This is a genomic window from Vibrio sp. HM8-C (assembly GCF_058630515.1).
Window position 1 is genome coordinate 246,469 of sequence record NZ_JBMMKS010000004.1, and the last position, 26,591, is coordinate 273,059.

25 protein-coding genes are annotated in these 26,591 nt (G+C 45.0%); 14 read left to right on the forward strand and 11 right to left on the reverse strand.

Annotation, left to right across the window (positions count from 1 at the left end; translation table 11 throughout):
- Positions 1 to 11: 11 nt before the first annotated feature.
- The 5 genes from nifL to ACOSVQ_RS07515 all read left to right on the forward strand — a co-directional run bounded on the left by nifL (position 12) and on the right by ACOSVQ_RS07515 (position 5,616).
- On the forward strand, positions 12 to 1,541 hold the full coding sequence (gene nifL / locus ACOSVQ_RS07495; RefSeq protein ID WP_491981918.1) for a nitrogen fixation negative regulator NifL: 1,530 nt from the start codon (positions 12 to 14) through the stop codon (positions 1,539 to 1,541).
- Positions 1,542 to 1,547: 6 nt separating this feature from the next.
- Positions 1,548 to 3,188 carry a nif-specific transcriptional activator NifA gene (gene nifA / locus ACOSVQ_RS07500; protein WP_102939973.1) on the forward strand — a complete coding sequence of 547 codons (1,641 nt, stop codon included), beginning with the start codon at positions 1,548 to 1,550 and terminating at the stop codon, positions 3,186 to 3,188.
- A gap of 167 nt (positions 3,189 to 3,355) precedes the next feature.
- Positions 3,356 to 4,765, forward strand: coding sequence for a nitrogenase cofactor biosynthesis protein NifB (gene nifB, locus ACOSVQ_RS07505; protein ID WP_491981919.1), 1,410 nt, complete (start codon positions 3,356 to 3,358; stop codon positions 4,763 to 4,765).
- On the forward strand, positions 4,743 to 5,030 hold the full coding sequence (locus tag ACOSVQ_RS07510; RefSeq protein ID WP_463597892.1) for a 4Fe-4S dicluster domain-containing protein: 288 nt from the start codon (positions 4,743 to 4,745) through the stop codon (positions 5,028 to 5,030). Before nifB ends, ACOSVQ_RS07510 begins: the two co-directional genes overlap by 23 nt.
- A gap of 37 nt (positions 5,031 to 5,067) precedes the next feature.
- A complete protein-coding gene (locus ACOSVQ_RS07515) occupies positions 5,068 to 5,616 on the forward strand; it encodes a nitrogen fixation protein NifQ (protein WP_491981920.1) in 549 nt (182 codons plus the stop codon).
- Between the two features lie 87 nt (positions 5,617 to 5,703).
- Here the strand turns inward: ACOSVQ_RS07515 and ACOSVQ_RS07520 are convergent, their stop codons facing one another.
- The 3 genes from ACOSVQ_RS07520 to ACOSVQ_RS07530 all read right to left on the reverse strand — a co-directional run bounded on the left by ACOSVQ_RS07520 (position 5,704) and on the right by ACOSVQ_RS07530 (position 7,359).
- A complete protein-coding gene (locus ACOSVQ_RS07520) occupies positions 5,704 to 6,198 on the reverse strand; it encodes a DinB family protein (protein WP_392477047.1) in 495 nt (164 codons plus the stop codon).
- A 76-nt stretch (positions 6,199 to 6,274) separates the two neighbouring features.
- Positions 6,275 to 6,751: a DUF2059 domain-containing protein gene (locus tag ACOSVQ_RS07525; RefSeq protein ID WP_491981921.1), complete on the reverse strand. Its 477-nt coding sequence runs from the start codon at positions 6,749 to 6,751 to the stop codon at positions 6,275 to 6,277.
- Between the two features lie 296 nt (positions 6,752 to 7,047).
- The gene (locus ACOSVQ_RS07530) at positions 7,048 to 7,359 is read right to left on the reverse strand and encodes a hypothetical protein (RefSeq protein WP_491981922.1); all 312 of its coding nucleotides are present in this window, start codon (positions 7,357 to 7,359) and stop codon (positions 7,048 to 7,050) included.
- A gap of 283 nt (positions 7,360 to 7,642) precedes the next feature.
- On the opposite strand from ACOSVQ_RS07530, the gene ACOSVQ_RS07535 reads away from it, so the two are divergent.
- Positions 7,643 to 8,161, forward strand: coding sequence for an RNA methyltransferase (locus ACOSVQ_RS07535; RefSeq protein WP_491981923.1), 519 nt, complete (start codon positions 7,643 to 7,645; stop codon positions 8,159 to 8,161).
- A 27-nt stretch (positions 8,162 to 8,188) separates the two neighbouring features.
- On the opposite strand, the gene ACOSVQ_RS07540 is transcribed toward ACOSVQ_RS07535, so the two are convergent.
- Complete coding sequence (locus ACOSVQ_RS07540; RefSeq protein WP_491981924.1) at positions 8,189 to 8,575, reverse strand: hypothetical protein; 387 nt, start codon at positions 8,573 to 8,575, stop codon at positions 8,189 to 8,191.
- A gap of 268 nt (positions 8,576 to 8,843) precedes the next feature.
- Between ACOSVQ_RS07540 and ACOSVQ_RS07545 the strand changes: the two genes are divergently transcribed.
- The gene (locus ACOSVQ_RS07545) at positions 8,844 to 10,214 is read left to right on the forward strand and encodes an MFS transporter (protein ID WP_491981925.1); all 1,371 of its coding nucleotides are present in this window, start codon (positions 8,844 to 8,846) and stop codon (positions 10,212 to 10,214) included.
- Between the two features lie 66 nt (positions 10,215 to 10,280).
- On the opposite strand, the gene hmpA is transcribed toward ACOSVQ_RS07545, so the two are convergent.
- Both hmpA and ACOSVQ_RS07555 read right to left on the reverse strand, forming a co-directional pair.
- Positions 10,281 to 11,471 (reverse strand): NO-inducible flavohemoprotein, encoded by a 1,191-nt coding sequence (hmpA, locus tag ACOSVQ_RS07550; RefSeq protein ID WP_491981926.1) that lies wholly within the window; start codon positions 11,469 to 11,471, stop codon positions 10,281 to 10,283.
- 170 nt (positions 11,472 to 11,641) lie between these two features.
- On the reverse strand, positions 11,642 to 12,844 hold the full coding sequence (locus ACOSVQ_RS07555) for an NnrS family protein (protein WP_491981927.1): 1,203 nt from the start codon (positions 12,842 to 12,844) through the stop codon (positions 11,642 to 11,644).
- 220 nt (positions 12,845 to 13,064) lie between these two features.
- Between ACOSVQ_RS07555 and norR the strand changes: the two genes are divergently transcribed.
- The 3 genes from norR to ACOSVQ_RS07570 all read left to right on the forward strand — a co-directional run bounded on the left by norR (position 13,065) and on the right by ACOSVQ_RS07570 (position 17,649).
- Positions 13,065 to 14,648 carry a nitric oxide reductase transcriptional regulator NorR gene (gene norR / locus ACOSVQ_RS07560; RefSeq protein WP_491981928.1) on the forward strand — a complete coding sequence of 528 codons (1,584 nt, stop codon included), beginning with the start codon at positions 13,065 to 13,067 and terminating at the stop codon, positions 14,646 to 14,648.
- A 200-nt stretch (positions 14,649 to 14,848) separates the two neighbouring features.
- Positions 14,849 to 16,522, forward strand: a complete 1,674-nt coding sequence (gene hcp, locus ACOSVQ_RS07565) for a hydroxylamine reductase (protein ID WP_491981929.1) — start codon at positions 14,849 to 14,851, stop codon at positions 16,520 to 16,522.
- 56 nt (positions 16,523 to 16,578) lie between these two features.
- Positions 16,579 to 17,649, forward strand: coding sequence for an FAD-binding oxidoreductase (locus tag ACOSVQ_RS07570; RefSeq protein ID WP_491981930.1), 1,071 nt, complete (start codon positions 16,579 to 16,581; stop codon positions 17,647 to 17,649).
- 72 nt (positions 17,650 to 17,721) lie between these two features.
- On the opposite strand, the gene ACOSVQ_RS07575 is transcribed toward ACOSVQ_RS07570, so the two are convergent.
- Positions 17,722 to 18,066 (reverse strand): hypothetical protein, encoded by a 345-nt coding sequence (locus ACOSVQ_RS07575; RefSeq protein WP_491981931.1) that lies wholly within the window; start codon positions 18,064 to 18,066, stop codon positions 17,722 to 17,724.
- A 178-nt stretch (positions 18,067 to 18,244) separates the two neighbouring features.
- Here ACOSVQ_RS07575 and ACOSVQ_RS07580 point away from each other — a divergent pair, with 178 nt between their 5' ends.
- Entirely contained in the window at positions 18,245 to 18,682 is a 438-nt protein-coding gene (locus ACOSVQ_RS07580; RefSeq protein WP_491981932.1) for a DUF3859 domain-containing protein, read from the forward strand.
- A gap of 94 nt (positions 18,683 to 18,776) precedes the next feature.
- Here the strand turns inward: ACOSVQ_RS07580 and ACOSVQ_RS07585 are convergent, their stop codons facing one another.
- Both ACOSVQ_RS07585 and ACOSVQ_RS07590 read right to left on the reverse strand, forming a co-directional pair.
- On the reverse strand, positions 18,777 to 19,538 hold the full coding sequence (locus ACOSVQ_RS07585) for a DeoR/GlpR family DNA-binding transcription regulator (RefSeq protein ID WP_491981933.1): 762 nt from the start codon (positions 19,536 to 19,538) through the stop codon (positions 18,777 to 18,779).
- Between the two features lie 159 nt (positions 19,539 to 19,697).
- Positions 19,698 to 20,504, reverse strand: coding sequence for an HAD family hydrolase (locus tag ACOSVQ_RS07590; RefSeq protein ID WP_491981934.1), 807 nt, complete (start codon positions 20,502 to 20,504; stop codon positions 19,698 to 19,700).
- Between the two features lie 178 nt (positions 20,505 to 20,682).
- Here ACOSVQ_RS07590 and ACOSVQ_RS07595 point away from each other — a divergent pair, with 178 nt between their 5' ends.
- Both ACOSVQ_RS07595 and ACOSVQ_RS07600 read left to right on the forward strand, forming a co-directional pair.
- Positions 20,683 to 21,825 carry an MFS transporter gene (locus tag ACOSVQ_RS07595; RefSeq protein WP_491981935.1) on the forward strand — a complete coding sequence of 381 codons (1,143 nt, stop codon included), beginning with the start codon at positions 20,683 to 20,685 and terminating at the stop codon, positions 21,823 to 21,825.
- Between the two features lie 131 nt (positions 21,826 to 21,956).
- The gene (locus ACOSVQ_RS07600; RefSeq protein WP_491981936.1) at positions 21,957 to 22,889 is read left to right on the forward strand and encodes an AEC family transporter; all 933 of its coding nucleotides are present in this window, start codon (positions 21,957 to 21,959) and stop codon (positions 22,887 to 22,889) included.
- Positions 22,890 to 22,893: 4 nt separating this feature from the next.
- Here the strand turns inward: ACOSVQ_RS07600 and ACOSVQ_RS07605 are convergent, their stop codons facing one another.
- On the reverse strand, positions 22,894 to 23,265 hold the full coding sequence (locus ACOSVQ_RS07605) for a RidA family protein (RefSeq protein ID WP_491981937.1): 372 nt from the start codon (positions 23,263 to 23,265) through the stop codon (positions 22,894 to 22,896).
- Between the two features lie 201 nt (positions 23,266 to 23,466).
- Entirely contained in the window at positions 23,467 to 25,575 is a 2,109-nt protein-coding gene (locus ACOSVQ_RS07610) for a TonB-dependent siderophore receptor (protein ID WP_491981938.1), read from the reverse strand.
- A gap of 132 nt (positions 25,576 to 25,707) precedes the next feature.
- Between ACOSVQ_RS07610 and ACOSVQ_RS07615 the strand changes: the two genes are divergently transcribed.
- Entirely contained in the window at positions 25,708 to 26,586 is an 879-nt protein-coding gene (locus ACOSVQ_RS07615) for a LysR family transcriptional regulator (RefSeq protein WP_491981939.1), read from the forward strand.
- Positions 26,587 to 26,591 lie beyond the last annotated feature (5 nt).

Consider the following 26,591-nt stretch of genomic DNA (forward strand, 5'->3'; position numbering starts at 1 on the left):
GGATGGCACTTATGGGACAAGTAGACACACTCTTAGAAGGCGCAACTCCGCCTATTTTCGATTATCAAGCATTTGAACAAATCGTCTCGCATGCGCCAGTCGCGATTAGCATCACAGACCACAAAGGCACTATTCTGTTTGTGAACCAAACATTCTCGGACATCACAGGCTACAGTTTTAGTGAGCTCATCGGCAGAAACTCTTCTCTTCTCTCTTACAAAGCCACACCAAGAAGCGTTTACGAAAATTTATGGAAAACCATATCGGAAGGGAATCATTGGCAAGGACAGTTGGTTAACCGCAAAAAATGTGGCGAAGCTTATATTGCTGAAATCTCTATCTCTCGACTATCACACCCTCATGGCGAAGTCTGTTACTACGCGATTCATAAAGACATTACCGAGCGTCACCAACTCATAACCGAACAGAAAAACCAATTTACGATGTTTCAGGCGGTGCTTAACGCTGCACCTATCGCCATCGCACTTGTTGATAGCTCACACCGTGTTCTGTTTAGTAATCAGAAGTTCAGTAATATTGAAAAGAGCATTGGACAGTCTCCGATTGATGCACTGCTCAACAGTTTGCTCAACGATTACGGACATGACTCAGTCGCAGATTTCCTTGGTAAAAAGGACAACCGCTATAAAGGGGTTTATATCGAATCCAATGAACCCGTTCGTGAACGTTGGTTTGAGTACGCTTTGGTGAAAACACCTGTAGCAGCCAGCAGTGTGGATTCCTACTTCCTACCTGAAGATGACGACTATACCGTTATCGCAATTTCAGAAAGAACCCGTGAAAAACAACTGGTGGAAGAGCGCCGCATTAACGCCATGAAACTGATGGCGCGCGATAACAAATACGTGCATGCCATGCAGGAAGCCCTGATGGGTACGCTGCATCAATTGCAAGGTCCATTCAACATGATTGAATCCGCGGTACGTATTCTTAAACGTACCAACCCCGCTTGCCCAGGCTTAGTAGCGATGGATGAAGCGATGGATACTGCATTAGATGCAATGCAAGACATCAAACTAGCGATTCCTGAACGAACCAGCGAAGCATTTCAACCGGTTAATCTCAATCAGGTAATTCGTGATGTCAGTGACATCAGCACCGATGAACTGCTCAAGTCATCGTCTAATTTGGAACTGATACTAGCTCCTCGTCTTTCAACCATTAACGGTATGTCACATCGCTTGATTCTGGCACTGAAACAGTTGATTGATAATTCAATTGATGCAATTCAGGCGGCGAAAACCAGCGACCGAACCATCATCATTTGCTCTTACGAGAGTGACGGTGAAATTAAGGTGATTGTCGAAGACAGTGGCATTGGTATTAAAGAGTCACAGCGACTCAAAATTTTCCAACCGTTCTTCAGCACCAAACCAAAACACCAAACTGGCTGCCGAGGTATCGGGCTTTCGATTGTGCAGCAGGTTCTCAATGAACACTCAGCCACCATTAATGTCAGCAATAGTGAGCGCTTACGTGGCGCACACATCTGTCTTACTTTTCCCATCAGCCAATGGTGATCGACTATGACAGACGAAATGACTTTATTGAACTTGGAACGTCGGTTACTGGCGGCCATGTACAAGATTTCCAGTGTGCTGAATACCAGCCTCAACTATGTGGAGTCGTCCGATAAAATCCTGCAAGTGCTGCACGATGAGTGCGCTTTGCAATGCGGTATGTTAACGATACTCGACAGTACACGAGACATACTGTTAATCAAATCGGTTCACTCTCCACAACCTAACTCAGCAGCGCAACACAAGCAGGTGTCTTATAAAATCGGCGAAGGATTGGTGGGCGAAGTTCTGCGCCAAGGCAGCTCTATCGTGCTGCATAATCTTGGCAGCGACCAACGCTTTGCGGACAAGTTGGCACTGTATGATTACGAAAAACCGTTTATCTGCGTCCCTTTGAAAGATGCTAATGGCAAAGTGATTGGCGCTTTGTCCGCTCAGCCGCCTAAGTTTGTGGAAGGCTTCATCACCCTGCAAACCAACTTCCTGAACATGATTGCCAACCTAATCGCCAAAAACGTTCAGTTGGCATACAAGGTGGAGACGCATCAACAGCAATTGGTGGATGAGCGCGACAACTTACGACGTAAAGTTCGCAACAACTACAGCTTTCGCAATCTGGTTGGACATACTAAATCCATGCGTCAGATCTTTGAGCAGATCAGGCTGGTCTCGCGTTGGGATTCTACCGTGCTTATTCGTGGTGAATCCGGCACAGGTAAAGAGCTGGTTGCCAACGCTATTCACTACAACTCGCCAAGAGCCAACTTGCCCTTTGTAAAACTGAACTGTGCAGCTTTGCCAGATAACTTGCTTGAATCAGAGCTATTTGGGCACGAAAAAGGCGCGTTTACGGGAGCGGTGAAGCAGCGCAAAGGTCGATTTGAAATGGCGGACAACGGCACGATATTCCTCGACGAAATCGGTGAAACCAGCCCTGCGTTTCAAGCAAAGCTGCTGCGAGTCTTACAGGAGAAAGAGTTTGAACGTGTGGGTGGAACCACCACCATTTCGGTTAACGTGCGCATCATCGCAGCCACCAACCGTTACCTTGAGCAGGAAGTAGCGCAAGGCAATTTTCGTGAGGATCTTTACTATCGCCTCAACGTCATGCCAATGTATTTGCCTCCACTGCGTGAACGTCTGCAAGACATACCAGAACTTGCCGAGCATATGATTCAGAACCTGAGTAAAACGCAGCAGCGGAAACTGACGCTGAGCGACGAAGCGATTCGTTTGATGATGTCGCACCCTTGGCCGGGTAACGTGCGAGAACTTGAAAACACTCTCGAGCGAGCGTCGGTACTGTGTGAATCAGGGGTTATTGGTCCAGAACTCATCACGCTGAATAAGTCGCAGCCTGTGTTCCAACCCCCTGTTCATCAAATAAGTAATTATCTTTCCCCAAATAATCCTGTTCATCATCAGGCTAGCCATCCTACGCATCATGCTTCAAGCAACGGATCATCAATGCCGGACTACCCTCATTCGCCACAGGATATGCCAACAGGAGACGAAAGAGACATGGTGATTGATGCACTTGAGCGGTCAGGTTGGGTGAAAGCGAAAGCGGCACGATTGCTCAATATGACACCTCGTCAAATTGCCTATCGCATTCAGATTATGAACATTGAAATGAAGCAAATTTAGCGAGGAGATCAAACAACCGCTGGGAAGGTTTGTCTGCTTTCAGACATTGTGGCAGACAAACCTTAACTAACAATCTTCTAACCTATTGAATAATTGAATTTTTACAGCGGAACAAAGCTTGCAGAACAACCGTATCGTTTGATTTCAGCAGTAAACAAGAGGTAGACATGGAAAGTCATTCTCGCGCTGTCGGGCCGCAACATTCAACCCAAGATAAGGTGCACCATTTCTTCACCAAACAGGTACAAGAAAAAATTCAGCAGCACCCTTGTTACTCCAAAGAAGCGCACCAGTATGCTCGGATGCATCTGCCTGTAGCACCAGCCTGTAATATTCAGTGCAACTACTGTAACCGCAAATACGATTGTAGCAACGAGTCCCGTCCCGGAGTGGTTTCAAGAGTGATGGACAGCAGTGGCGCCCTAAGACAATTCAACGCAATTAAAAAGCGTGCGCCAAATTTAACCGTGGCGGGAATTGCAGGACCGGGGGATGCGTTAGCCAACCCTAAAGCGACCTTCGCTACGCTTCGTTTATTGAAACAAGCTCAGCCCGATGTTCAGTTGTGTATTTCAACCAATGGCTTGGCTTTGGCCGATCATGTGGATCAGCTAGCGGAAGTAGGCGTTCACCATCTTACGATCACCATAAACACCATCGACCCTGAAGTGGGTGAGAAAATCTACCCTTGGATCTATTTCAATCATCAACGCTTACGCGGCAGAGAAGCGGCGCAAACCTTAATCGAAAGGCAGTTGCTTGGTCTTGAAATGGCTGCTTTAGCGGGCATGTTAGTGAAGGTAAATACAGTACTGATTCCCGGTATCAATGATCATCACGTGGCTGCGGTCTCTGAAGAAGTCAAAAAGCGTGGCGCGCTGCTGCATAACATCATGCCTTTGATTTCAGACCCAAGTCACGGCACCTATTTTGGTCTAAGTGGTCAACGGGGGCCAACTGAAGAAGAAGTCGCACTTGCCCGTGAGCAATGTGGTGGACACATGCCACAAATGACTCACTGCCAGCAGTGCCGAGCGGATGCCGTCGGAATGTTGGGCAACGGTGAATCACCATGTTCTAGCGCTTCCCAATCGAATGAGCACGATCAGGCGAATATGGGCAAGCTATCGAGTATGAGCAAGTTATCGAATATGAATAAGCCGTCGAGCAAGAACACATTCCGTGTCGCAATTGCCAGTGATGGTAGCGACAGTGAGCATATTCAACTTCATTTTGGTCATGCGAGACGTTTTGAAATTTACCTGTTCAGTGAGAAATCACAGCAGTTTCTCTATCAGGAAACCCGCCATGTTGAATTGTACTGTAATGGCAAAGATGACTGTGATGATGGTGGTGATGTCGATAAGCAAACTCTGATTCAGTCCATCGCCGACTGCCAAATGGTATTGAGTGCCAGAATGGGGATCACACCATGGCGGGAGTTAGAAAAAATCGGTGTTCAACCCAATGTCGATTTTGCTTTTCAGTCTGTCGCAGCGAGCCTAGACAGTATTGCGAAAGATCTTATCGCGAACCAAAGTAAGGAGGTGGACTATGAGCTTTGTCATCAGCAATAAATGCGTTGGTTGCCATGCATGTATGGTGGTGTGCCCAAATCAAGCCGTCTACCCAGATGCGGATCTCGCCAATCAGTTCCATATTCATCCTAAACGGTGCGATGAATGCTCTGCGCATTACGACAATCCTCAATGCGCAAGTATCTGCCCTGTTGAGGAAGCGATTCTTGATAGCACGAGAAATCCGCTCAATCCGATAGGCAGCTTGATGCCCGCTATCATTGCAAGCCAGCTGTCACAACAGCAAAGTATCGCTGATAGTTAACGTAGTCAGTATATGTCAGAGACTAGCGAGACAACGCATGATTGATAACGTCATCCAAGAGTATTGGCAACCAATAATAGAGAGCTATCGACGGGGTGAAACCGCTCTACCTCTCTACATGGGTTTAAACCAGAACGGATACGACGCTCTAATGTTAGCTATGGGCATAGAGTTAGCCATGGGCTTAGAATCCATTCCTTTATCACGAGAAGTGGAAGAGAAACTCCAGCTCAGATTAGAACTGATGAATATGCGGGTCAGCGAGTTGGAAGAACTGGAAAGACTGTTGGTTGAGTCGCTTAATTCAGACGTTGTGCTTGGCAGCGAAATGGTCACAGTCTTAGCCAGCGCTTGCTTGGGCAGTCAGCATTTATGGCGAGATTTAGGCATGCCGGAACGCCCTCGCCTTACAGCACTATTTCGTGACTACTTTCCATCACTGCATGACAGCAACAGTAAAAACATGCGCTGGAAACGCTTCTTGTATCGCCAATTGTGTGAAAACGGAGGCGACTATGTTTGTCGTTCGCCAAGTTGCGAAGCGTGTGCGAGCTATTCCGAGTGTTTTGATATTGCGGCAAAGTAAGATGCTGACAGTATGAGTGAAATATGGGATGTCTGTAGGCTGAAGAACAATCTTCAACCTACAGACAAGAACATAAACGATCCCAGTCTAATTTTGCCTGCGAGAAGGCTCTGCCTGATGTAAATAACGAGTAAAAGTGTCTTTAGGGCGTTCAAGACCATTGGTAGCCAATGTTTTTGAAGCCATACCTCGATGGTTACTACCATGGGTCAACAAGTGTAATAAGATCTCTTCAACTGTGAGTCTGCCGGTGTCACCATCAACAAAGGTAAAGACAACATTTCTCTCAAGCTCCTCAGGTGTCAGCGACTTAGCATAGTTCACTAACCATGAATCATTCTCTGTCATTGTCTGACGAAGCTCTGCGAGTGTAGGTGTTTCAACGGTATTATCAGCACTGTATTTCTCTGGCTCACCCAAAATTCGACTGATAAAAAGACTGTCTACAACAGTGGTATGGTTGAGAATTCGAATAAAGAAAATCGCGTCATCTTGCGGAAGTCGATCAAACTGCTGCTCACCTAACGCTAGTAACTCAGCGTTTGCCCATTGCTTGTATTGAAATGCTTTTGCTAGCTGCATTTTTGCTCCAGTAATAGTCCATTATAAAAACGCGTTTAATTTCGCCCCTTGGCAGCGCCTAATCGAAAACCTAGAATCACTTAGCCTGATGCTTTTCGATAAACGGTGTCACCTTTTCCAGTAACAAATGCTGTTTTTTCTGCGCTTCAGTCATGCCAAATTGCGCACCTTGCTGAGTCAACGCTGGTGTTTTTAGGACTAGTTTTTGCCCTGTTGGCGTTTCAAAGAAACGGATAATGTCTTCCATTTCACTGACGGTAAATGTCTGTGTGTACAGGACAGCGATTTGTCTTTTTAATCCTTCACGATCCAAATCATTGTTGAACCAGTCTCGATAGATATTTTTTAGCTCAACCGTTTCAGAATCATTGAGCTGCAAACTGTCAGCAAGCTGATTCACCATCGGTAACATACTCTCAAAACCACCCAGCATCTGCTCATCAACCTTCATGGTCGATAACAGTTTTTCTGCCGTCGCTAACTCTGTATTACTATTCGCCTGAGCATACCCGACAATCATCAATGACAACATCACTGCGATAAATTTGTTCATTTCCTTCTACTCCCAATATGCAACCAATCTAAAAACCCAAACCGACCATCGCACTTTCTGTGCACACAATCAAACGTTATTTTTATAAAAATCATAACGTTAATACGTAGGATAATATTTACCAATTCACTCGCAAAAAACTCAAAAAGCAATCATTGAGAAGCGTAATACAGCAATGGTAAACGTTGTAACAAAGCCATCACTGATTCAGATAACAGATAGGGGAAACAAGTAAACTCATAAGATAAAGATGAGTGCTAAAAACTAAACTCTCTTAAATTAGAAACGCAACTCAATTAAATCAGACGAATGGGGTCGTCAGGACAGTGAATCATCAATAGTTCGGGGAAAGTTCTATAAATCTTATAGGCGGTGGATTTGGCTAGTCGGGCGGTAAAGTGAATTTGGTGCCCAAAGCCCCATTTCACACTCATACTCGCACCATTTTCTGCTTGTGCATCGCAATGCGGGTTAATCCTCAGCACTACAGCTTGGCCGGGGAATTCAATGGTCAGTCTGTCTGTATTAATCATGAAATTGCCATCTTCGGTGCGATAAAACTCAAAATCACCGCTTTTCGAAACCACATGCTGACAAGTTAGCGCCATTTCATCATCCACCTTTGCAATTCAGACCATGCAATATTATGCAACATCAGCATATGGGTTAATGATTTAACGCATCATTAAACACAAACAGGAATACACCTACACATCAGCAAGAAAACTCCTATTGAAGTCACTTCAGCCAATCAAAAAGAGCTCAAGTTATGACTGAGAGAAATTAAAAATACTTCGCCAGCCATAGCTCTTAACGCCGAATAGATCCATAATTCGCACACTCGTGAGCGCTAAGTGCTCTCTTCAAGAAACCAGAAATAGAAAAACAGTAATGACAACAGAGTCGACAGCCATTATTGGACTGCATAACCCTAAGAACCCAACCAATGTGGGCGCAGTATTGCGCGCAGCAGGTTGCTATAACGCTTCGCAAGTTCGTTACAACGGAACACGCTATAATCGTGCAGCGAAATTCCAAACCGATACCAAACATGCTCACGAAAGAATTGGTTTAGTGGAAATGGAAGATCTCACCTCGGCACTGGCTGAAGATGTCGAGATCGTCTGTGTTGAGCTGGCACTAGGTGCAGTCCCTCTTCCTCACTTCACTCACCCAGAAAAAGCAATATACGTATTTGGCCCAGAAGACGGTTCTCTTCCACAAGAAGTGGTCGATAAAGCCCATCACGTTGTTTATGTGCCAACAACGGGGTGTATGAACCTTGCTGCCACCGTAAACGTGGTGCTGTATGACCGTATGGCAAAAAGCATGGGCAACATCGATCACCACCAGCAGGTGTTAGAAAACCGCGATAACAAGAACAGACTGATAGTAAAAGACTGTGCTTAAGCGTTAACCTGCAACTATTGAAGCGGTCTATCGTCCTGTTTTCCGAAGCTGTTCTACTTGCGATTCAAAAAGGGTTTTGACCTTTTTATTGTTGGTTTTGGCGATGGAAATCCACTGTAGACCCGTTTCATCAGTGTGCTCGAACTCCACTTGCAGTTCGTATTTTCTTATCGTGGCAAACGCCAAAATCCCCCCAATAAGAATCGATATTGGTCCTGCATAAATTCCAAAATAGTTAGGTGTCACGAACCAAACCACGCTCGAAACAATCAAGCCAAAAACGACAAGTCTAAGTGCATGGTCTTTGATTGTGTTCGATTTAACTCGTGAGCCTTTGATTTGAGCTAACGGATACTCGTCATTATTAAATCTCAGTGTAGTGCCACTAATTTGGAAACTGCTCTCGGTAATCATTTCATTCTCCAGCGATTGCAACCGCGACATCATCTTACGCAACCAACGCTGTGCAAACTTAAAAAAACATCAAATGACAACAATGAGAAATAAGCTAAAGATTAATGATTTTTTACTGACATGTTGAACAACTCACGGCCAAAAATCAGAAAATTGCTTATTTAATAACAGAGGGATACACGCTAGACTCAACCCACAAGATGCTCATTTTTTCTCTATAAATTCCAATAATCTAATTAACGCAGGTATGGCACCTTAGGAACCGTGAATGGCAAATCCGTTACGTACTTTCACCGCTTTATATGGCACAACACTGCTCACCGTGTTGGCAAGTGGCTTACTCACGACCTACTTAGGTCTGAAACTATCAGTAATGCAAGTCCCAGAATTATGGATTGGTGGCATGATGTCGGCGTATTACGCAGGGCTAGTTGCGGGTTCTAAGATCGGTCACCGATTGGTTGCTCAAGTCGGTCATATACGTGCGTTTGTAGCAAGTGCTGGCATCGTCACGGCGTCCGCACTTGGGCATGCATTAGTGGATGACTTATCCATCTGGATAGTGCTGCGTTTGATTGTCGGAATCGGCATGATGTGCCAGTACATGGTTCTGGAAAGCTGGTTGAACGAGCAAGCCGACAACAACCAACGCGGAGCAGTGTTCGCCAGTTACATGATTGTTTCCTACTTGGGTTTGATTCTCGGACAAGGGGCTATCAGCTTCTATCCTGATTTGGGCTTGGAGCCACTTCTACTTATCGCTATCTGTTTTGCGTTGTGTATTGTGCCAATTGCTCTGACAAAACGCATTCACCCAGAACCATTAGTGCCAGCGCCGCTGCACATTATGTATTACTGGAAAAAAGCGCCCCAAGCGATGACTACTGTTGCTATCGGTAGCATGATCGTCGGCTCGTTTTATGGTCTGGCGCCCGCCTATGCAAGTAACCTTGGTATGCACCCAGAAGAAGTCGCAAGATACATGACCACGACGATTTTGGCAGGTTTGTTGGCTCAATGGCCAATGGGTAAACTTTCCGACATGATTTCTCGTAGCACCCTGATTCGTATCAACTGTTTGCTGCTCGGCGGTTTAACCTTAGCGATTGCTTTTGTCCCTCATCAAACGCATGTTGCGCTAGTGATGACTTTCCTGTTTGGTATTTTGGGCTTCACGCTCTATCCGCTGGCGACTGCACTGGCGAACTCGCGTGTAGAGCAAAATGAGAGAGTAGGCTTATCTGCAACGATATTGCTGACCTTCGGTCTGGGCGCCAGTATCGGTCCGCTGATTGCTTCCACCATCATGCAATGGTTTGGCAATGAGATGCTCTACGGCTTTATGGCGGCTTGTACCCTAGTGATGTTTGTTCGTCTGCAATACATCAATTCTCAGCAGAAAGCCGAAGTGCCAGTATCCGAAGACTACATTATGGCGACAGGTGACTTGGTATCCTCCCCTCTTGCTGTCGCACTTGACCCACGTGTCGATGTTGAAAGCGTGCAGGAAGAGATGACACCTTCTTATGAGCCTGAAGAGGACGCAGAAGATGATAGTGATTACGAAGACGACGAAATTGATGGTGACCACGATGACATTGTGATCATCAATTCAGAAATTGAAGATGAACGTAAGTAACCACTTCAACCAGCAAAATTGAACGATGAAGATCCCCCAAGCTTTACGGCTTGGGGGATTTTTACTTTAGGCAACCCCACCCGAACCAAACGCTTCGGCAAAAATTTGGTTATCTGCCACACCTAAATCTCGCAACTGAGCCATATAGTGAGCCATAAAACCTTTCGGCCCACACACGTAGTAATCGGCCTCTGCGAAGTTATTCGGCAGTACTTGCGCTAAACCGATGGGTGCAGGTTGAGCGCCGTTGGCAGGTGTTGCGCCTTGATCATAGAAATAACTTACCTTCATACCTTTCTGTGCAAACTCATCTGTCACACTCTTAAAGGCGTGAACTTGAGGGGTACGAGCGCTGTGAATAAAATGTACCGCGCCTAAAGCCTCTTTCTTGTTCAGATAGCTACTAATGGACATCATCGGCGTTATACCTACACCGCCACTTAGTAGCACAATTGGACGCTCAATTTGTTCATTCAACACAAACTCACCGTAAGGAGCAGAGACTTCAACTACATCGCCTTGCTGAATCTCATCATGCATGTAGTTTGAAATCAGACCAGCTGGTTGCTGCTCCACCGCCGATTCTTTCTTAATTGAAATGCGCAATGATTCTTCACCCGGAGCTTGAGACAAGCTGTACTGACGAGGCTGATAAAGACCTGTCTCTTTCACAAACAGTCGAACACTAATGTATTGCCCCGGCTTAAACACGGGCAGTGAACCACCGTCTGTCGGCTGCAAATAGAAAGAAGTGATCTCGTCACTTTCAACCACTTTGCTGCTGACACGGAAGGGTCTCCAACCTGTCCATCCTTGCGCCTGTTCAATTGAAGCCTGATAAAGCTTTGATTCCACATCAATAAACAGATCAGCCAGTTGCTGATACGCCGCTGCCCAAGCATCGATCAGTTCATCGCTTGCCGCATCACCCAACACTTCTTTAATCGACGCAAGAAGGTGTCTACCAACAATGCCATATTGTTCAGCGCGAATCCCCAAGCTGGTGTGTTTATGGGCGATGCGCTCGACTACCGACAACAATACCGAAGGGTCATTGATGTTTTCTGCATAGGCAAGAACCGCCATTGCTAAAGCCTGAGGTTGATTACCAGTTTTCTGATGCGACTGGTTAAAGACGTTTTTCAGCTCTGGGTTATGTTTGAGCATGCGTTGATAAAAATAAGTGGTCAGCGCCACACCGCTCTCGCGCAAAACTGGAACTGTCGCTAACACTAATGACTTTTGACTTTCTTTCATTTGAAATTTCCTATGCAATTTCGTTTTAGTTTTTAATTTATTAATAATAAGCAAGTTATAGAACTTGAGGGGCTCAACCTTAAATAACAAACGCATCAAGCCATTAGCCTCATTGAAATAAGACTTGTTGAGCAAGACTAAAACTATCCGCGTTTGTCAGTTGATGGGGGTTATCCTGGATGACCATCTGCTCTTGGGCGCAAAAGCATAGTGCCGAACTTCAGGACGAATAAGCTGAATGCAATAATCCAAAGCACTGCGGCGGCATCGACCAACAGAAGCATATGCGCAGGCCAGAAGGCTACGCCGAAACCGCGGATCAAAGCTGCGAGTACAATGGCAGTAAAAGCGAGCCACATGCTCGGGCCTTGATAGATCATGCGACCGGTGTGACCCATAGTCACACGGGAGATCATAGACAAAATAAGTCCACCAATCGCACCAATTGCAATTACGTGAAGCATGTTATGAGAGATATAAAAGCCATTCGATAGGATGTTCAATTCGGCTAACGCTTTAATAAACAGCCCTAAAGGAATACAGGCATAGGTTAAATGTAATGACCACACTAACGGCTCTTTGAGCGTTGTCCATGGCTTCCAACGTAGCCAGCGAACCATTTGTGTAATAGCGGCAAAAGCCATGATGGCTGGGCTTAATTGCGCACTGGTTAGCGGGAAGAAACTCAGAGCAAACAGCAGAACCAAAGGCACGTTAGCGACTGCATCCAACCAAAGCAGAGTGTTCGCTTTCTCGAAGTTAAATCGACGCGCGGTAAAAAACGGAATCACTCGGCCGCCCATAATTGAAATAAGCAGAACAAACCACCACAACATGGCTTGCCAAACTGCAATTGGCGGGAAAGGAGGCATTCCTTTTATCGTCGCGTAACTGGCAAAGTTCGCCACTATTGCCAAGACAAAAAACGGCAGGAAAATCAGGTTTCGATAGCCTTTTGCCTTAACCACTCGAAACGAAATTTCATACGCAACCAGTGCCAAGAACAGCGCTTCGATAGAAGAGGTGAGCCAAAGCGGAGTCTCTGTCCAAAGCAAGACCCTTGGCAACATCCATAACGTTACCAGCACACCCAACCATTTATCTTTTGTACCATTCACCCCAGTCCAGTTCTGAACCGCAGTGAGTAGAAATCCAGCCACAATTGCCATGGCAAAACCGAAGAACATTTCGTGAACGTGCCACCATAGTGCCGGAACTCTAAGCTGAGCTGGTTGACCATGTTGAAACGCATATACCCAAATGCCTATCGCGATAACGGAATAAATGCTGCCAAATAAAAAGAAAGGTCTGAAGCCTAAACGCAAAATGGGGATGATTTTATCTTCCACACTCTTATCGGTGATGTTGAGCATAAACAAGCGATTCCTAACAATACATCTTAATAACGATGCAAAACTCAATGTACAAATCTATTACTCGAATATTGCACGAATCACGCCAACTTTAATTAATTGATTTTTAACAACTTTGAATTTAACCGCTTGACATTTATGTTGTATTAAACACATCATCCCCTCGTTTTGTCGCCTAACGGATCGCTAAATAGCGGATCGTTAAATAACGGATAGCTAAATGGACACTCAACAAACCAAACCTTCTATCGAACAGGTTTTGCTAAACATCGCTGTTGAATTGAATATGGGCGAGCCATCAACTCACCACTATCAAAAGCTCATTGATGCTTTGCACCAGTTGCTTCCTTGTGATGCCAGCGCTCTATTTACTCTCGATAACGAAAAGCATTTGGTGCCGATTGCTATCAGTGGGTTGTCTTCAGAAGTGTTCGGTCGCCGCTTTCTGCCCGATGTTCATCCACGTTTGGCAATGATATTAGCCAATCGCAAACCGGTACGTTTTCCTGAAAACTCAAGCCTGCCCGACCCGTTTGACGGCCTGCTAAGCGAAGATATTCACCACAGCATCGATGTACATTCGTGCATGGGTTGCAGCCTTTATGTGGGTGATACTTTGGTTGGCGCGTTGACGCTGGATGCCGCTAAACCCGGAGCTTTCGACAACATTGACGACAAAACCATCGAAACCTTCGCAGCTCTGGCGGCTGGAATCATCCGTAACATCAGCCTGTTTGAGGCTTTAAACAAAGCAAACCGACAGCAGCATTCCGTGAATCAATTGTTGATCGACGAAGCACGCAACAAAGGCGGAAAGTTAGTCGGCATAAGCCCCCAAATGAAGCGACTTATCGCCAATATTGAGATGGTTGCGCACTCTAACTACGCTGTTTTAATCAGTGGTGAAACTGGTACAGGCAAAGAAGTCGTCGCTCATCAGGTACATGCGCAAAGCCTTCGCAGTGACAAACCTATGGTTTACGTTAACTGCGCAGCGTTACCCGAATCCATTGCTGAAAGTGAATTGTTCGGACATGTTAAAGGGGCATTTACTGGCGCCAATAGTTCACGCGCGGGCAAATTTGAACTCGCAGACGGTGGCACTATTTTCCTTGATGAAATAGGGGAACTGCCTTTGCTACTGCAGGCTAAGCTGCTGCGAGTGATTCAACAAGGTGAAGTTCAACGAGTGGGTGCAGACAAAAACCATATCGTCGATGTTCGTATCATTGCCGCAACCAACCGAGAGCTGGCTGAAGAAGTGACACAAGGGCGTTTTCGATCCGATTTGTTCCATCGTCTAAATGTCTTTCCAATTCATGTCCCGCCCCTTCGAACTCGCGAAGGTGATATACCTGTTTTGGTCGGATATATACTCGATAATATACGTCGCCAGTTCCACCTCAAAACACTGCACATACATCCTAAAGCACTGCAATTACTGGAACGACAACCTTGGCTTGGTAACGTGCGTGAGTTAGAGCACACCCTGATGCGTGCAGGCTTACACGCGATGCGAACCCAATCAGAACTGATTGAACCTCAGCATTTTATCAATGACTTTGATTTGCTTGGTCACACCAATCATGGCAGATCGAAGAAAAACGCTTCGGCACACTTGCCAACCTCTTCTACACCAATGCGCGAAGCCGTCGAAAGCTTTCAAAAGCAGCTGATTGAGCATGCGCTGGAGCTTAACAACGGAGTTTGGTCGCAAGCGGCAGCTTTTTTACAAATGGACAGAGGTAACCTATTCAAAATGGGTAAAAAATTGGGTGTGCAGGCCAGTGAATCAGCCAAATAAACGTCTAGCGTTGTGTTATTCACCACGCACGATGTACTTATAACATCAAACACATATTAAAAAAGAAGCTATAACCAAATAAAATCAATAACATACATAATGGCACACTCTCTGCAATATCAGTGACGAATTTTGATGCCCCCTTTACACGACCTTTTCCTTCAGGGGGCAATACCAATAATAATCACTGGAGCCCAAATATGTTCTGTATTCAATGTGAACAAACCATTCAAACCCCAATCGCAAAAGGTTGCGCGTATTCCCAAGGTATGTGTGGCAAAACAAGTGACGTCTCTGATCTGCAAGACATTTTGGTTTATACGCTGCAAGGCGTTTCTTTCTGGGCTCAACTAGGTCGCGAATATCAGATCATCGACAGCGAAATCGACCAGTGGGCACCGAAGGCTTTCTTCGCAACATTGACGAATGTGAATTTTGACGAGAAACGTATCATTGAATTTGCAAGCCAAGCCTATCAATACAAGCAACGTTTAGAGCAACAAGTCAGAGCCGCAGCAACTTTAGCGAACAATACCATTCCAGAACTTTCTCCAGCGGCACAGTTTGAACTGCCAACCGATCGTGAAGCCTTGTTAAAATTTGCCCCTTTGGCGGCAGTCAATCGTGGTCATGAAACTGTAGATCCAGATGTGATGGGGCTACGTTTACTGTGTTTGTATGGCTTAAAAGGAGCAGCAGCATATTTAGAGCATGCCCGCGTTTTGGGTCAAAGTGATGTAGAGGTTCACACCGAATATCATCAGATCATGGCTTGGCTAGGTACAGAACCACAAGACCTCAATGCACTGCTGAACTGTTCAATGCAAATCGGCTTAATGAACTACAAGATCATGGCCATGTTAGATAAAGGCGAAACAGACACGTTTGGTCACCCATCTCCTACACAGGTGAACGTCAAGACCAAAAAAGGTAAATGCATTTTAGTCTCAGGTCATGATCTTCATGACTTAGAAAGAATCCTCCAACAGACGCAAGGGAAAGGGATTAATGTCTACACCAATGGTGAAATGTTACCTGCTCATGGCTACCCCGAGCTAAACAAGTACCCTCACCTAGCAGGTAACTACGGCAGCGCTTGGCAGAACCAGCAAAAAGAGTTTGCAAACTTCCCAGGAGCCATTGTGATGACATCAAACTGCTTGCTCAATCCGCAAGTCGGTCAATACGCTGATCGCTTGTTCACACGCAGCATTGTCGGCTGGCCGGGCGTAGCTCATTTAGAAGGGGATGATTTCTCTGCTGTGATCGAATGCGCATTAGCTCAGGAAGGTTTCCAGCACGACGAAATAGAACAGATGATCACGGTTGGATTCGGACGTAATGCTCTAATGGAAGCAGCTCCGGCTGTGATTGATCAAATCAAGCAAGGCAATATCAGTCACTTCTTCTTGGTGGGCGGTTGTGATGGCGACAAAGCAGAGCGTAACTACTACAACGAATTTACCAAACAGACACCAGAAGACAGCCTGATCCTCACTCTTGCTTGCGGTAAATTCCGTTTCAACAAAGAGCAACATGGCGAAATAAACGGTATTCCTCGTCTTCTCGATGTGGGTCAATGTAACGACTCCTACTCAGCTATACAGCTAGCTTTGGCACTGGCGGAGGAATTCGATTGTGGTGTGAATGACTTACCACTGACCTTGGTACTGTCTTGGTTTGAACAAAAAGCAATTGTGATCCTGCTTACCCTCCTCGCTCTTGGCGTGAAAGGTATCTACACCGGACCAACTCAACCCGCTTTCCTGACCGATAACTTAATGGCGATTATTCAAGACAAGTTCGACTTACGAGCTATCTCAACCGTTGAACAAGACCTTGCACAAATCCTTGGCGAAAAAGCTGCTGCTTAATTGCATTGGGCGACAGGTGGGTTTATCGCCCACCTGCACTGATTGAAGAGAAAACTATGAAACAATTTCAATGGCCAACCCAAGGTGCTGCGCGTTTGATCTGTAAAAGTAGATGGCAAGAAACTCCAGATTGCATCAGTTTTACCCTATCTACCGAAGAGCAAAACGAAACCTTCAACTTCATTGCAGGACAATTTGTCACTCTGGGTTTAGAAGTCGATGGCGCGATGGAATACCGCGCGTATTCTTTGAGTTCACTACCCAACCAAACCGAAATGCAATTTACGGTTAAAAGGGTTGCTGGCGGTAAAGTATCAAACTATCTCAATGACCATTTACAAGTGGGGCAATCTGTACAGGTGCTTCCGCCAGCAGGACAATTCCACATTGCTCAGCCACATACAGATAAGATTTTGTTGCTGAGTGCAGGTTGCGGCATAACACCTGTGATGTCGATGGCTAAAACTCTATTAGCGGATAGCCAAAGTTATACCGAACAAAACTGCGCTGAGATACATTTCATCCACGCTGCAACCTGCGCAGAACAATTGATTTATCATGCTGAACTAATGCAAATGGAGCAGCAACATTCTCGTTTCAAACTCGACATTATGCTTGAGGATGCAACGAACACTGGCTATTTAGAGGGACGTTTAACCCAAGCAGCACTTGCCAAATATTGCCCAGATATCGCATCGAGAACTGCCTTCCTGTGTGGTCCTGTTGGCTTCATGCAAGCGATGAAAGAAAACCTCGAAGCCTTGGGAATGGATATGAACTTGTTCTATCAGGAGAGTTTTACGCCTACGGAATCAACACAACCAGCAGTAGAAAACACCATGAGTAAAGCAACCGCTTTATCGCAAGCTACGGTATTTGTTCCAACATTCGGTACGACTACTCAAGTAGCGACAGGGAGTTTACTGATTGATGCTCTAGAAGGTGCCAAAGTGCCAGTTATTGCAGCCTGTCGCAGTGGCATTTGTGGTTCTTGCAAATGCAAAGTGATGAGTGGTGATTTCGTCAGAACCAGTACAGAAACATTAACAGAGCAAGAAATTGCCGAGGGATATGTCCTTGCTTGCTCATGTCAAATTCATTCCGATGTTGAAGTGGCGTTAAGTTAATCGTACTAGCAGTTGAAACTGACAAGCAGCCTTTCTCCTTACTCGGCAAGAAGAGAGGTTTGCTTCAGCATTTCACTCAATACCACGCCATATCCAGTTCGAGTGTATGGCATTTCCCGGTCCGTAGCTCGGTTGTTTCATCTCAAGTATTGCCCAGCACTCTTTTATTTCCAGATCGATATCGTAGGTAATCTTATAAAATTTATAAACAAAATCAGGGTTTTGATATTCATTACTAAAAGGACAACGTGCACGTTTTATCAAATCAATACTGACAACGCTTCCATCCATCGAACGGATCTTGTTATTGATCACCGTCATTCTTTGCCGCTCGGTCCGTTTAGCAACTCTCATCAACAGCCACACGGATACCCCGCCAGCGATAAAAGTTAGCAAGAATGCAAGTTGTAGACTCATAGCAGACCTACCCGTTCAAAAGCACCTTACGTTAAGTATAGGTAGAGTTTTAGAGTAAAGATCCTATGTATTATCACGCATCTCAATAGTACCCCTCACACTTTAACGTCATAGAGATTTGAAGCTCAGTGGGTATTTCAGTAAGATCCACGCACCATGAATTAGCGAGAAACTCAGCGTGGCAAAGCGTACTCCGGTTATCCAAATCACTTCTTACGGCATTTACACCCATTGGGATGCAAAATCCAAAGACCTACCTAAAATCAAAAAATTCACTCAGGAGGTCATCGCCGAAGAAGGCATTGAATTTGGCTTCACAGTCAACATTAAAAAAGCCAAAGGCAAGCTGCTTGAGTTTTGTATTTATCATCCCGGCATCATAAATAAAAAGGGCAAAGTGCTTGAGCCTTTTGATGGTGAAGTATACGTGCGCAGTGACGACTGGAACTTTTACTTAGGCGACACTGTTCAGTTGCTATGCCCGATTAACGGATTGGAAAGTAACTTAGGCGAATGGCGTATGGTGATGGAAATGGAAGGCAAAACCATCGCTGAGAAGAAGTTTAAAGTAGTGGCGCGTGATGAAGGTCAGTTCTGGAAGCATAGAGGCTTCTGATTTTCTAACAGCAGTACGTCAGACCATCCTATCCAACGTACTTGCTAGGATTAATCGTCATTATTCACATTGAACAAATCGCATTCAATGCCCGTTAAGCGATGATTAATTGGCATTGAATGTTTGAAAAATAGTCTTGAAGCGATGATGAATGTTCAGTGCATACCAAATAATCCAATTCCTGTGAATCCAAGAAAGGATAGGACGCTAAAGCTTCCACTTTGTCATCGGTACACAACACAGCAAGTGCACCTGAACGGGTGACAACTGAACGTTTAAACTCACGGTCTTGATAGTGAATGGCACTAAAGCCCACTTCCGATGACCATGCGCACACACCAAGAAAACTTAAATCGAATCGAAACTTATTGATCGACTCCACAGCAGTAATATCGATCGCCCCACCTACTGAATAATCCAGTTCACCACCAATTAAGATGGTTTTGATGGTCTTGCGCTCCAATAAGCGTAAAGCAATAGCAGGACTGTTGGTCACTACCGTCAAATCCAAGTTATCCGGTAGTACACTCGCTAACAACATATGAGTACTGCTGGCATCCAAGAATATCAACTGCCCTTTTTTGACCAGTTTCAACGCCGCTAGGGCTAACGCTTGTTTCTCAGAATTTCGGTTTGTTAATCGCTCTTCCTGAGTACCGCTTGGGGGAGCAAAAGATAATGCGCCGCCATGAATTCGCTTACACAGTCCTTCATCGGCAAGAAAACGAAGATCTCGGCGAATTGTCGCTTCAGTCGTTCCAAGCTGTGTGGCAAGTTCCGTTGCCATCACTTTACTGCGCGAATTCAACAAATTAAGAATGAGCTGATGTCGTTCTTCTGGGGAGTATTTATCCATTGTCACCGATTTCTTGTTTAACGATTTTTCATAGGATACTCGAACATTATAAATGTTCATATGTGTACGTTTTGAATATTTGTGCTAGAGCGCTATCTGAATAATTCGGTTCGCAGACACTTATTCGAACGATTCATCAATTTGGCAAGTTCAGCAAACTTACACTTTCGATTGCAGAGACAAAAACTGCAATATGGTGTGCATTACGCCATCTTCATCATTGGAGCGAGTGATGTAGTTAGCAGCGGCTTTAGTTTCTTCAAAAGCATTACGCATAGCAAAGCTGAAGTGAGCGCGTTCCATCAATTCGATGTCATTAAAACCATCGCCAAATACCATGGTTTCCGCTTGAGTCACATTAAGCATTTCTTGTAGACGCTCAACCGTCGTTCCCTTGTGCACGCCAACATTGGCAATATCAATCCAAGCGGCCTCCGACACCACGATATAAGCCTTTTCATCAAACTGTGAAAGCTGAGGACGCAAAGCTGGGCACTGCTTGTTCTCATCATAAACCGTGATTTTTACGAAGTCTGACTCTATCTCATGATAGCTTTCCACCAGCTTCACGTTCGCGTAAGAACGCCTTACAAGATCGCGTAAATGCTCAGGGGTATCCCTCTTAATCGCCGCGAATTCAGGTGTGCAAGCAATCACGATATGTGAACCTTCTATCGCCTCAAGCTGTTGGATGATGTCTCGACCTAACTTATTGTTTAGCAATGATTGGTAGATGTATTCACCCTGATATTTAATGCGTGTTGCACTGTCGCCGAGTATCCAAAAGTTTTTGCTTTCTTCGCCTAGCAACTCTTCAACTCGCTCCACTTGCTTACCGGTACAAGGCGCGAAGTGAACGCCCTGCTCACGCATTTTTGCGACCACATTTTTAAACAAGTCTCGGTTATAGTCGCCTTGGCTATTTAAAAACGTGCCGTCCATATCCGTAATAATCAACTTAATCATTGTCACACCATCGAATTGAAATTTCTCTGCTGCAATCTAACAGCTCGCTTAAATGAACACAAACGAAAATTAATTTTCATTTTATGTTTATTTAAGTTCATTTTGATTTTTATTTGTGTATCCTGTTTGCTTCAAACGCCTTATCTTTCCAATCAAACAATCACGACAGGGAGTAAGTATGCTGTCAGCAATGATCATCAAGCGTGGTGATATCGATAGAATCGCAACACGCTCAATGTTTTTCGCAGCCGGTTTCATTACCGCAGCTTGGGCAGCCATCATTCCATTTGTGAAAACCAACGTTCAAATCAGCGATGGCGTCATGGGTTTGCTACTCCTCTCTCTTGGGATTGGAGCGCTCGTCGGTATGCCAGCAGCCGGTTTTTATACCAGCAAGTACGGCTGTAAGCGTGTATTGCTAATTTCAGTGTTGGGCTTTTCGTTGTTGTTTCCGACACTGCTGTTTGCCAACTCGATAGTGACATTGTCAATGTTGCTGGTCTGCTTTGGCATGTGTCTTGGCATTACTGACTGTACGATGAACATTCAAGCCGTGATAGTTGAAAAAGAGGCAAACAAACCTCTTATGTCTGGTTTCCATGGTTTCTACAGCTTAGGAGGGATGACTGGCGCAATCGTACTCACATCGATATTGTCTGCAGGTTTAGCGGTTTCACTCGCCTGCTTACTGACGTCACTGTTCGTTTTGCTGCTTTTGACTATCAATAAGTCCGGTTTGCGCTCTGACACCTCACAAGAGCAAGGTCCTTACTTTGCTATTCCAAAAGGTCCTGTGTTTTTCATTGGTGTAGTCTGCTTTGTATTTTTCTTATCCGAAGGCACTGTGCTCGATTGGAGCGGTATCTTTCTAAGTGAATATAGAAATATTCCGGCTACGTCTGCGGGAATGGGTGTTGCTTGCTTTTCGGTAACCATGACGATTGGTCGTCTGCTGGGAGATAAAGCGGTAAGCATAATCGGCGCGAAGCGAATGATTGTGTTGGGCTCATCCGTAGCAATCATAGGATTTCTGGTCAGCTTGTCATTCAACCACTGGCAAAGTGCGCTAGTTGGCTATGCCCTTATCGGTATTGGCTGCTCCAACATAGTTCCGATTATGTTTTCTGCCACAGGTAAACAAACTGCTATGCCTGAGTCACTCGCTGTAACCGCGGTGTCCACATTAGGTTATGTGGGTGTATTGGCAGGTCCCGCCTTGGTCGGTTTTGGCGCAGAACTTTATGGTCTTATTAATGCTCTTTACGTTATCGTCGGACTGATTTTCATCGCGGTATTATTGAGCTTCAAAATCCGAGTATAAGTTGCACCTATGTTGACCTCAGCTTCCATTGTCCAGACAAACTGAAAAGTTCACGTAAGTTAAAAATGGAAGCTGAAATGAATAGGCAAGCATGAGAATATAGTTGTCACCCTCTCTGATAAGAACAAAAAATGCTCAACATTCTGTCAATTACCGGACCGATTTACCTCTCAATACTGCTTGGGCTGCTGGCTACCCGACAGGGCATTTTCAGCAAGAGTGAACTGCAAATATTCGGCAAGTTTGTGCTCAAATTTGCTCTTCCAGCACTGGTGTTCAATTCGCTGGCACAACGTCCATTTGCAGAGATATTGAACGTTACTTATCTCGCTACTTATCTTTTCGCATCACTGTTCACACTGGCAGTGGGTTACTTTGTTTCCATCTACGTTTTAAAAGAAAATAAACAGGCTTCGACATTCAATGCCATGGGTGTGTCTTGCGCAAACAGTGGCTTCATCGGTTTTCCGATCTTGCTTCTTATCGCCCCTGATATTGCTGGTGTTGCTTTTGCGCTGCACGTTATCGTAGAAAATCTGGTCATGATTCCTCTGATACTGATTATGGCAGAGCGAAACAATTCAACCGAAAAAGTGACACTGGGTAAAACACTGGGAGGATTGGCAAAGAACCCTCTAATGATCGCTCTGGTTGCAGGCACTTGTGTTTCGATGTTGCAGATTCCACTGCCTCAAGCCATTACGCGAACGGTCGACCTGTTTTCCAAAACTAGCGGCGCGCTTTCGCTGTTCATCATTGGCGGAACTCTGACTGGGCTTTCGATAAAAGGGATGAGACACAAAATATTTCCAGTGGTATTGGGCAAACTCGTTCTGCATCCGGTAGCCGTGATCATGGTTCTTTGGCTACTGATGCAACTTGGTTTTCCAGCTTTGGATTCAGAATTGCATCGCGCGATCATTATCAGCGCCGCAATTCCAATGATGGGAACTTACACCATTCTTGCCCAAGCTTACGGGCAAGACCAAACCGCCTCCGCCATTATGTTAGCCGCGACTATGATGTCCTTCTTTACGTTAAGCGGTTTGCTGGCAATTCTTTAATAGCTTAAAGGGCAATAATGGCTTCAAATTCGATCAGTAGATCAGGGTGAATCAGTTGAGATATTTCCACCAGAGAACACGCAGGAAGATTACCTTCATAGAATTGAAATAGCTCTTGGCGGATAGTGGCTAACATGGTGATGTCTTTTACGAAGATCGTTACTTTGACGATATCGCTTCTCGAGCGTTTCTCAAGTTCAAGTATGGTTAGAACTTGGTTTAAGATTTCTTGGGTTTGGGCACTGATATCCGAAGACTGAGCATGCGTTCCGTAGGCGGTTAATCCAGAGATATAAAGTGTTTGATTGTGTTTCGTAGCATGAACATACGGCCCAACAATTTGAGGTAACTGTTCGTAATTAATCCTTTCTACCACGTGTGTTTCCTTAACTCATTAACTAGGTTAGAGCCGCACATCGCGGCTTATTGCAGTGCTCATAATGCAATGTTTCGTAAATAAGCTCAAAGACTATTCCGTGTAGGCGATTAGACTCCCATTCAATTAAAAAGCCACAGTCCCTAATGAACTGTGGCTTTTGGTTTTACAGCTTGAGTGATGCTGTACTGCTTCTGATGATTACCAAGAGTAGTTTAAAGCAGCATTAAACGAGCGACCTGGGTTGTAGTAGTTTGCCGTACCAGAACCTACCACATACTGCTTATCCGTTAAGTTGTGTACGTTAAGTGACAGCTGTGCAGACTTCGAAATTCGATAGGCAAATGCCGCATCAAATAGCATTGCAGCTTCACTTTTCTTCGTATTCGCCGCATCAAAGTAATATGAGCCAACATAACGAGTACCTAAACCAATATCCATAGTTTCGATTGGCAACGTGTAGTAACCCCAGAAGGAAGCGCTATGGTTTGGGACGGTGGCAAATTCATTACCATCTAGAACCGCACCACTACGAGTACTACCGCGAACCACTTCAGACTTCATGTAAGAGTATCCACCCGTAACATTGAAGTTGTCTGTAATTTCTGCTTTTGCTTCCAAATCAAGACCACGAACACGCGTCTCGCCGATAGTCTCACGTTCAATTGTGCCGTTGTCCTGAACAATCGCCATAGTAACGTCATTCTTCTCTAGATCGTAAACCGCAGCAGAAAACAGCGCATTCATACTCAGTGGTGCAAATTTAACTCCCACTTCTAACTGCTCACCTCGCTCAGGTTTTACACCAATACTTGGTGGTGCTACCGATTCAACTTGGCTGATATACGTAGACCACTCTTGCGTCACTTTTACAGTAAAGGCGCCGCGCAGAGAAGTTTCGGAGAACTCATCGCTTGAATAGCTATTGCTGATATCGCGACTTGCTAAATCCATGTAATCGTGGCGAGCACCCAATGTAAGGATGTATCTGTCATCCAAAGATAAGTTCTGCTGAATGAACACCGATTTTGTAGTCTCATCCTGATCATTTTTGCTGTAAGGAGCACCAATCGTCGGAGTGCCTGAATACGATGGGCTATCGATGTTTATACTGCTTGTCGTCCCATAAACTGAGGCATCCTGCGTAGAAGCATCACGATACTCTAGTCCAATCAAGGTGCTACTATCAACACGCTCAAAACTCGCATCGTATTGCAGAATGGTGTTACCAATAAGCTGCTCTGACTGAGAATCGGTTCCGAAATAGTAACGAGCAATATCGCTCCCCGTTCTTCCTTCGTAATCATACAAATAGACATAACCGAAATCGTCTTCTAGCTTGCTGTAACGCAAGTTACCGCTTAGAGAGATACCATTGTCAAAATGATGAGCAATTTGAGCGGTAATGTTGGTGCGTTCTACATCGTGCTTGTTGTAGTCAGGTTCACCGTAGAATTCACTGCGGTCATATTCACGGTCTAGTGGATAACCAGCACTGTTCGGTGTGGTATCTCGACCAAGATAATCAACGATTAGAGTTGCCGTAGTCTGTACAGATGGTTGCCACGTAATACCTCCCATCACAAACTGAGAGTTGTCTTTTGAATGATCATATTCAAGCTCACTGTCTTTGATTTTGGTGGTAAAACGGTACGCGACGGTTTCGGATTCATTCAGTGTGTCGCCAAAATCCAAACCAATCTCTTTATTGTCGAATGAACCATATGAGACATAAGTATTTCCGAAGCGCTCAAATTTAGGTCTCTTGCTGACAAAGTTCACTGAACCACCCGGATCTGCAGGGCCAAACAGTGTTGAGTTTGCTCCGCGAATCACTTCAACTCGCTCATACGCATAAGGGTCTTCACGTACACCTCGCATCGAACCGAGTGTCATACCGTCGCGATATGTTGTAGCCTGATAACCACGAATCATAAAGTAATCGTTACGATCGTCAGAACCGTAATAATCGGTCACCAAACCCGGTGAATACTGCAAAATTTCTTCTGTCGTAGTGGCGTTGCGCTGGTTTATCTCTTTTTCCGTGATAACCGAAACTAACGCAGGCGTATCATGTACGTTGGTTGCTACCTTGCCGCCAACCCACAGCTCTTCTGCAACCGTGGTATCGGCATCAGTTGCAATTGGCTGCCCATAAACCGTAATGGTGTTTACACGGTAAGCTTGGTCTTCTTGAACACTATCTTGAACTTCTGAATAAACAGAACCTGAATAAGAAAGAACAGGAACAAAACAAAGAAGTAAGTGCATCGCACTCCTACGTTCCTTACCACTTCTGATATTTTCCATTTTTAATAATCCTATACTGCTAATTTTTATTGTTATTTCATACTATTGATAATGCAAACGATAATGCTTACTATTTGTAATAAATTAAATTGATATATAGTTATCAACCGATGCCGAGAGAGAAATAGCCTGATGGAGCTACGCCACCTTAAATACTTTTTAGCTGTCGCTGAAACACAGAACATTCGCTTAGCGGCGCAGAAAGTGCACGTTACCCAACCGGCTATATCAAGAAAAATCAAAGAATTAGAAACAGAACTAGGCGTACTATTGTTCGATCGTTTACCAAAAGGATTACGGCTAAATCGCGCAGGGAAAATCTATCAGAAGCAGTTAGGCGCCGTAATTAGGCAAATTGATGACGCCAACGAGCGTGTGCGTCAGTTTACCCATACGGAATATGGTTCTCTGGCTTTGGGCGCTCCTGATTTTGTTCTGTGGGAAGGGCAAATCAATCAGTGCGTCAATCAGTTCCGTCATGACAACCATGATGTTGAACTGGAAGTCTATTCCGACACACCTATGGTGCTACTAAAGCGGCTAGAGCTAGACCAAATCGATGGTGCCTTTCTTTATCATTTCGCAGAGTTGTCTTCGGAGTACTCGGTACAACCTATCGCACAGGACAAGTTAGTTCTCGCGTATCCTTCCAGTTGGGGAAAAACGCTATCACCTTCAGCCACGATTGAAGAACTTAATCTGCTACCTTCAGTTCGGTTACCAAGAAGCGTTGACCCTTACTATTACGACTGGCAAGAAATCCTGTTCAATGAAATTGGCTGGTCACCAGAAGTGACCCAATGGGCGCACGGCGAAAGCACCATGTTAGGTTTAGTAGCGGCGGGCAATGGGGTGGCTATTGTCAATGAACGACACTTTACTCGACCATCAAATATGCTTTGTTATACAACGCTAGATGTATTACCCCACACATCACCACTAAGCTTTGTATATAAAAATACTTCTGATAATCCGGCTCTGATGGAGTTTCTGCAGCTACTGTCCAACTAACTGTT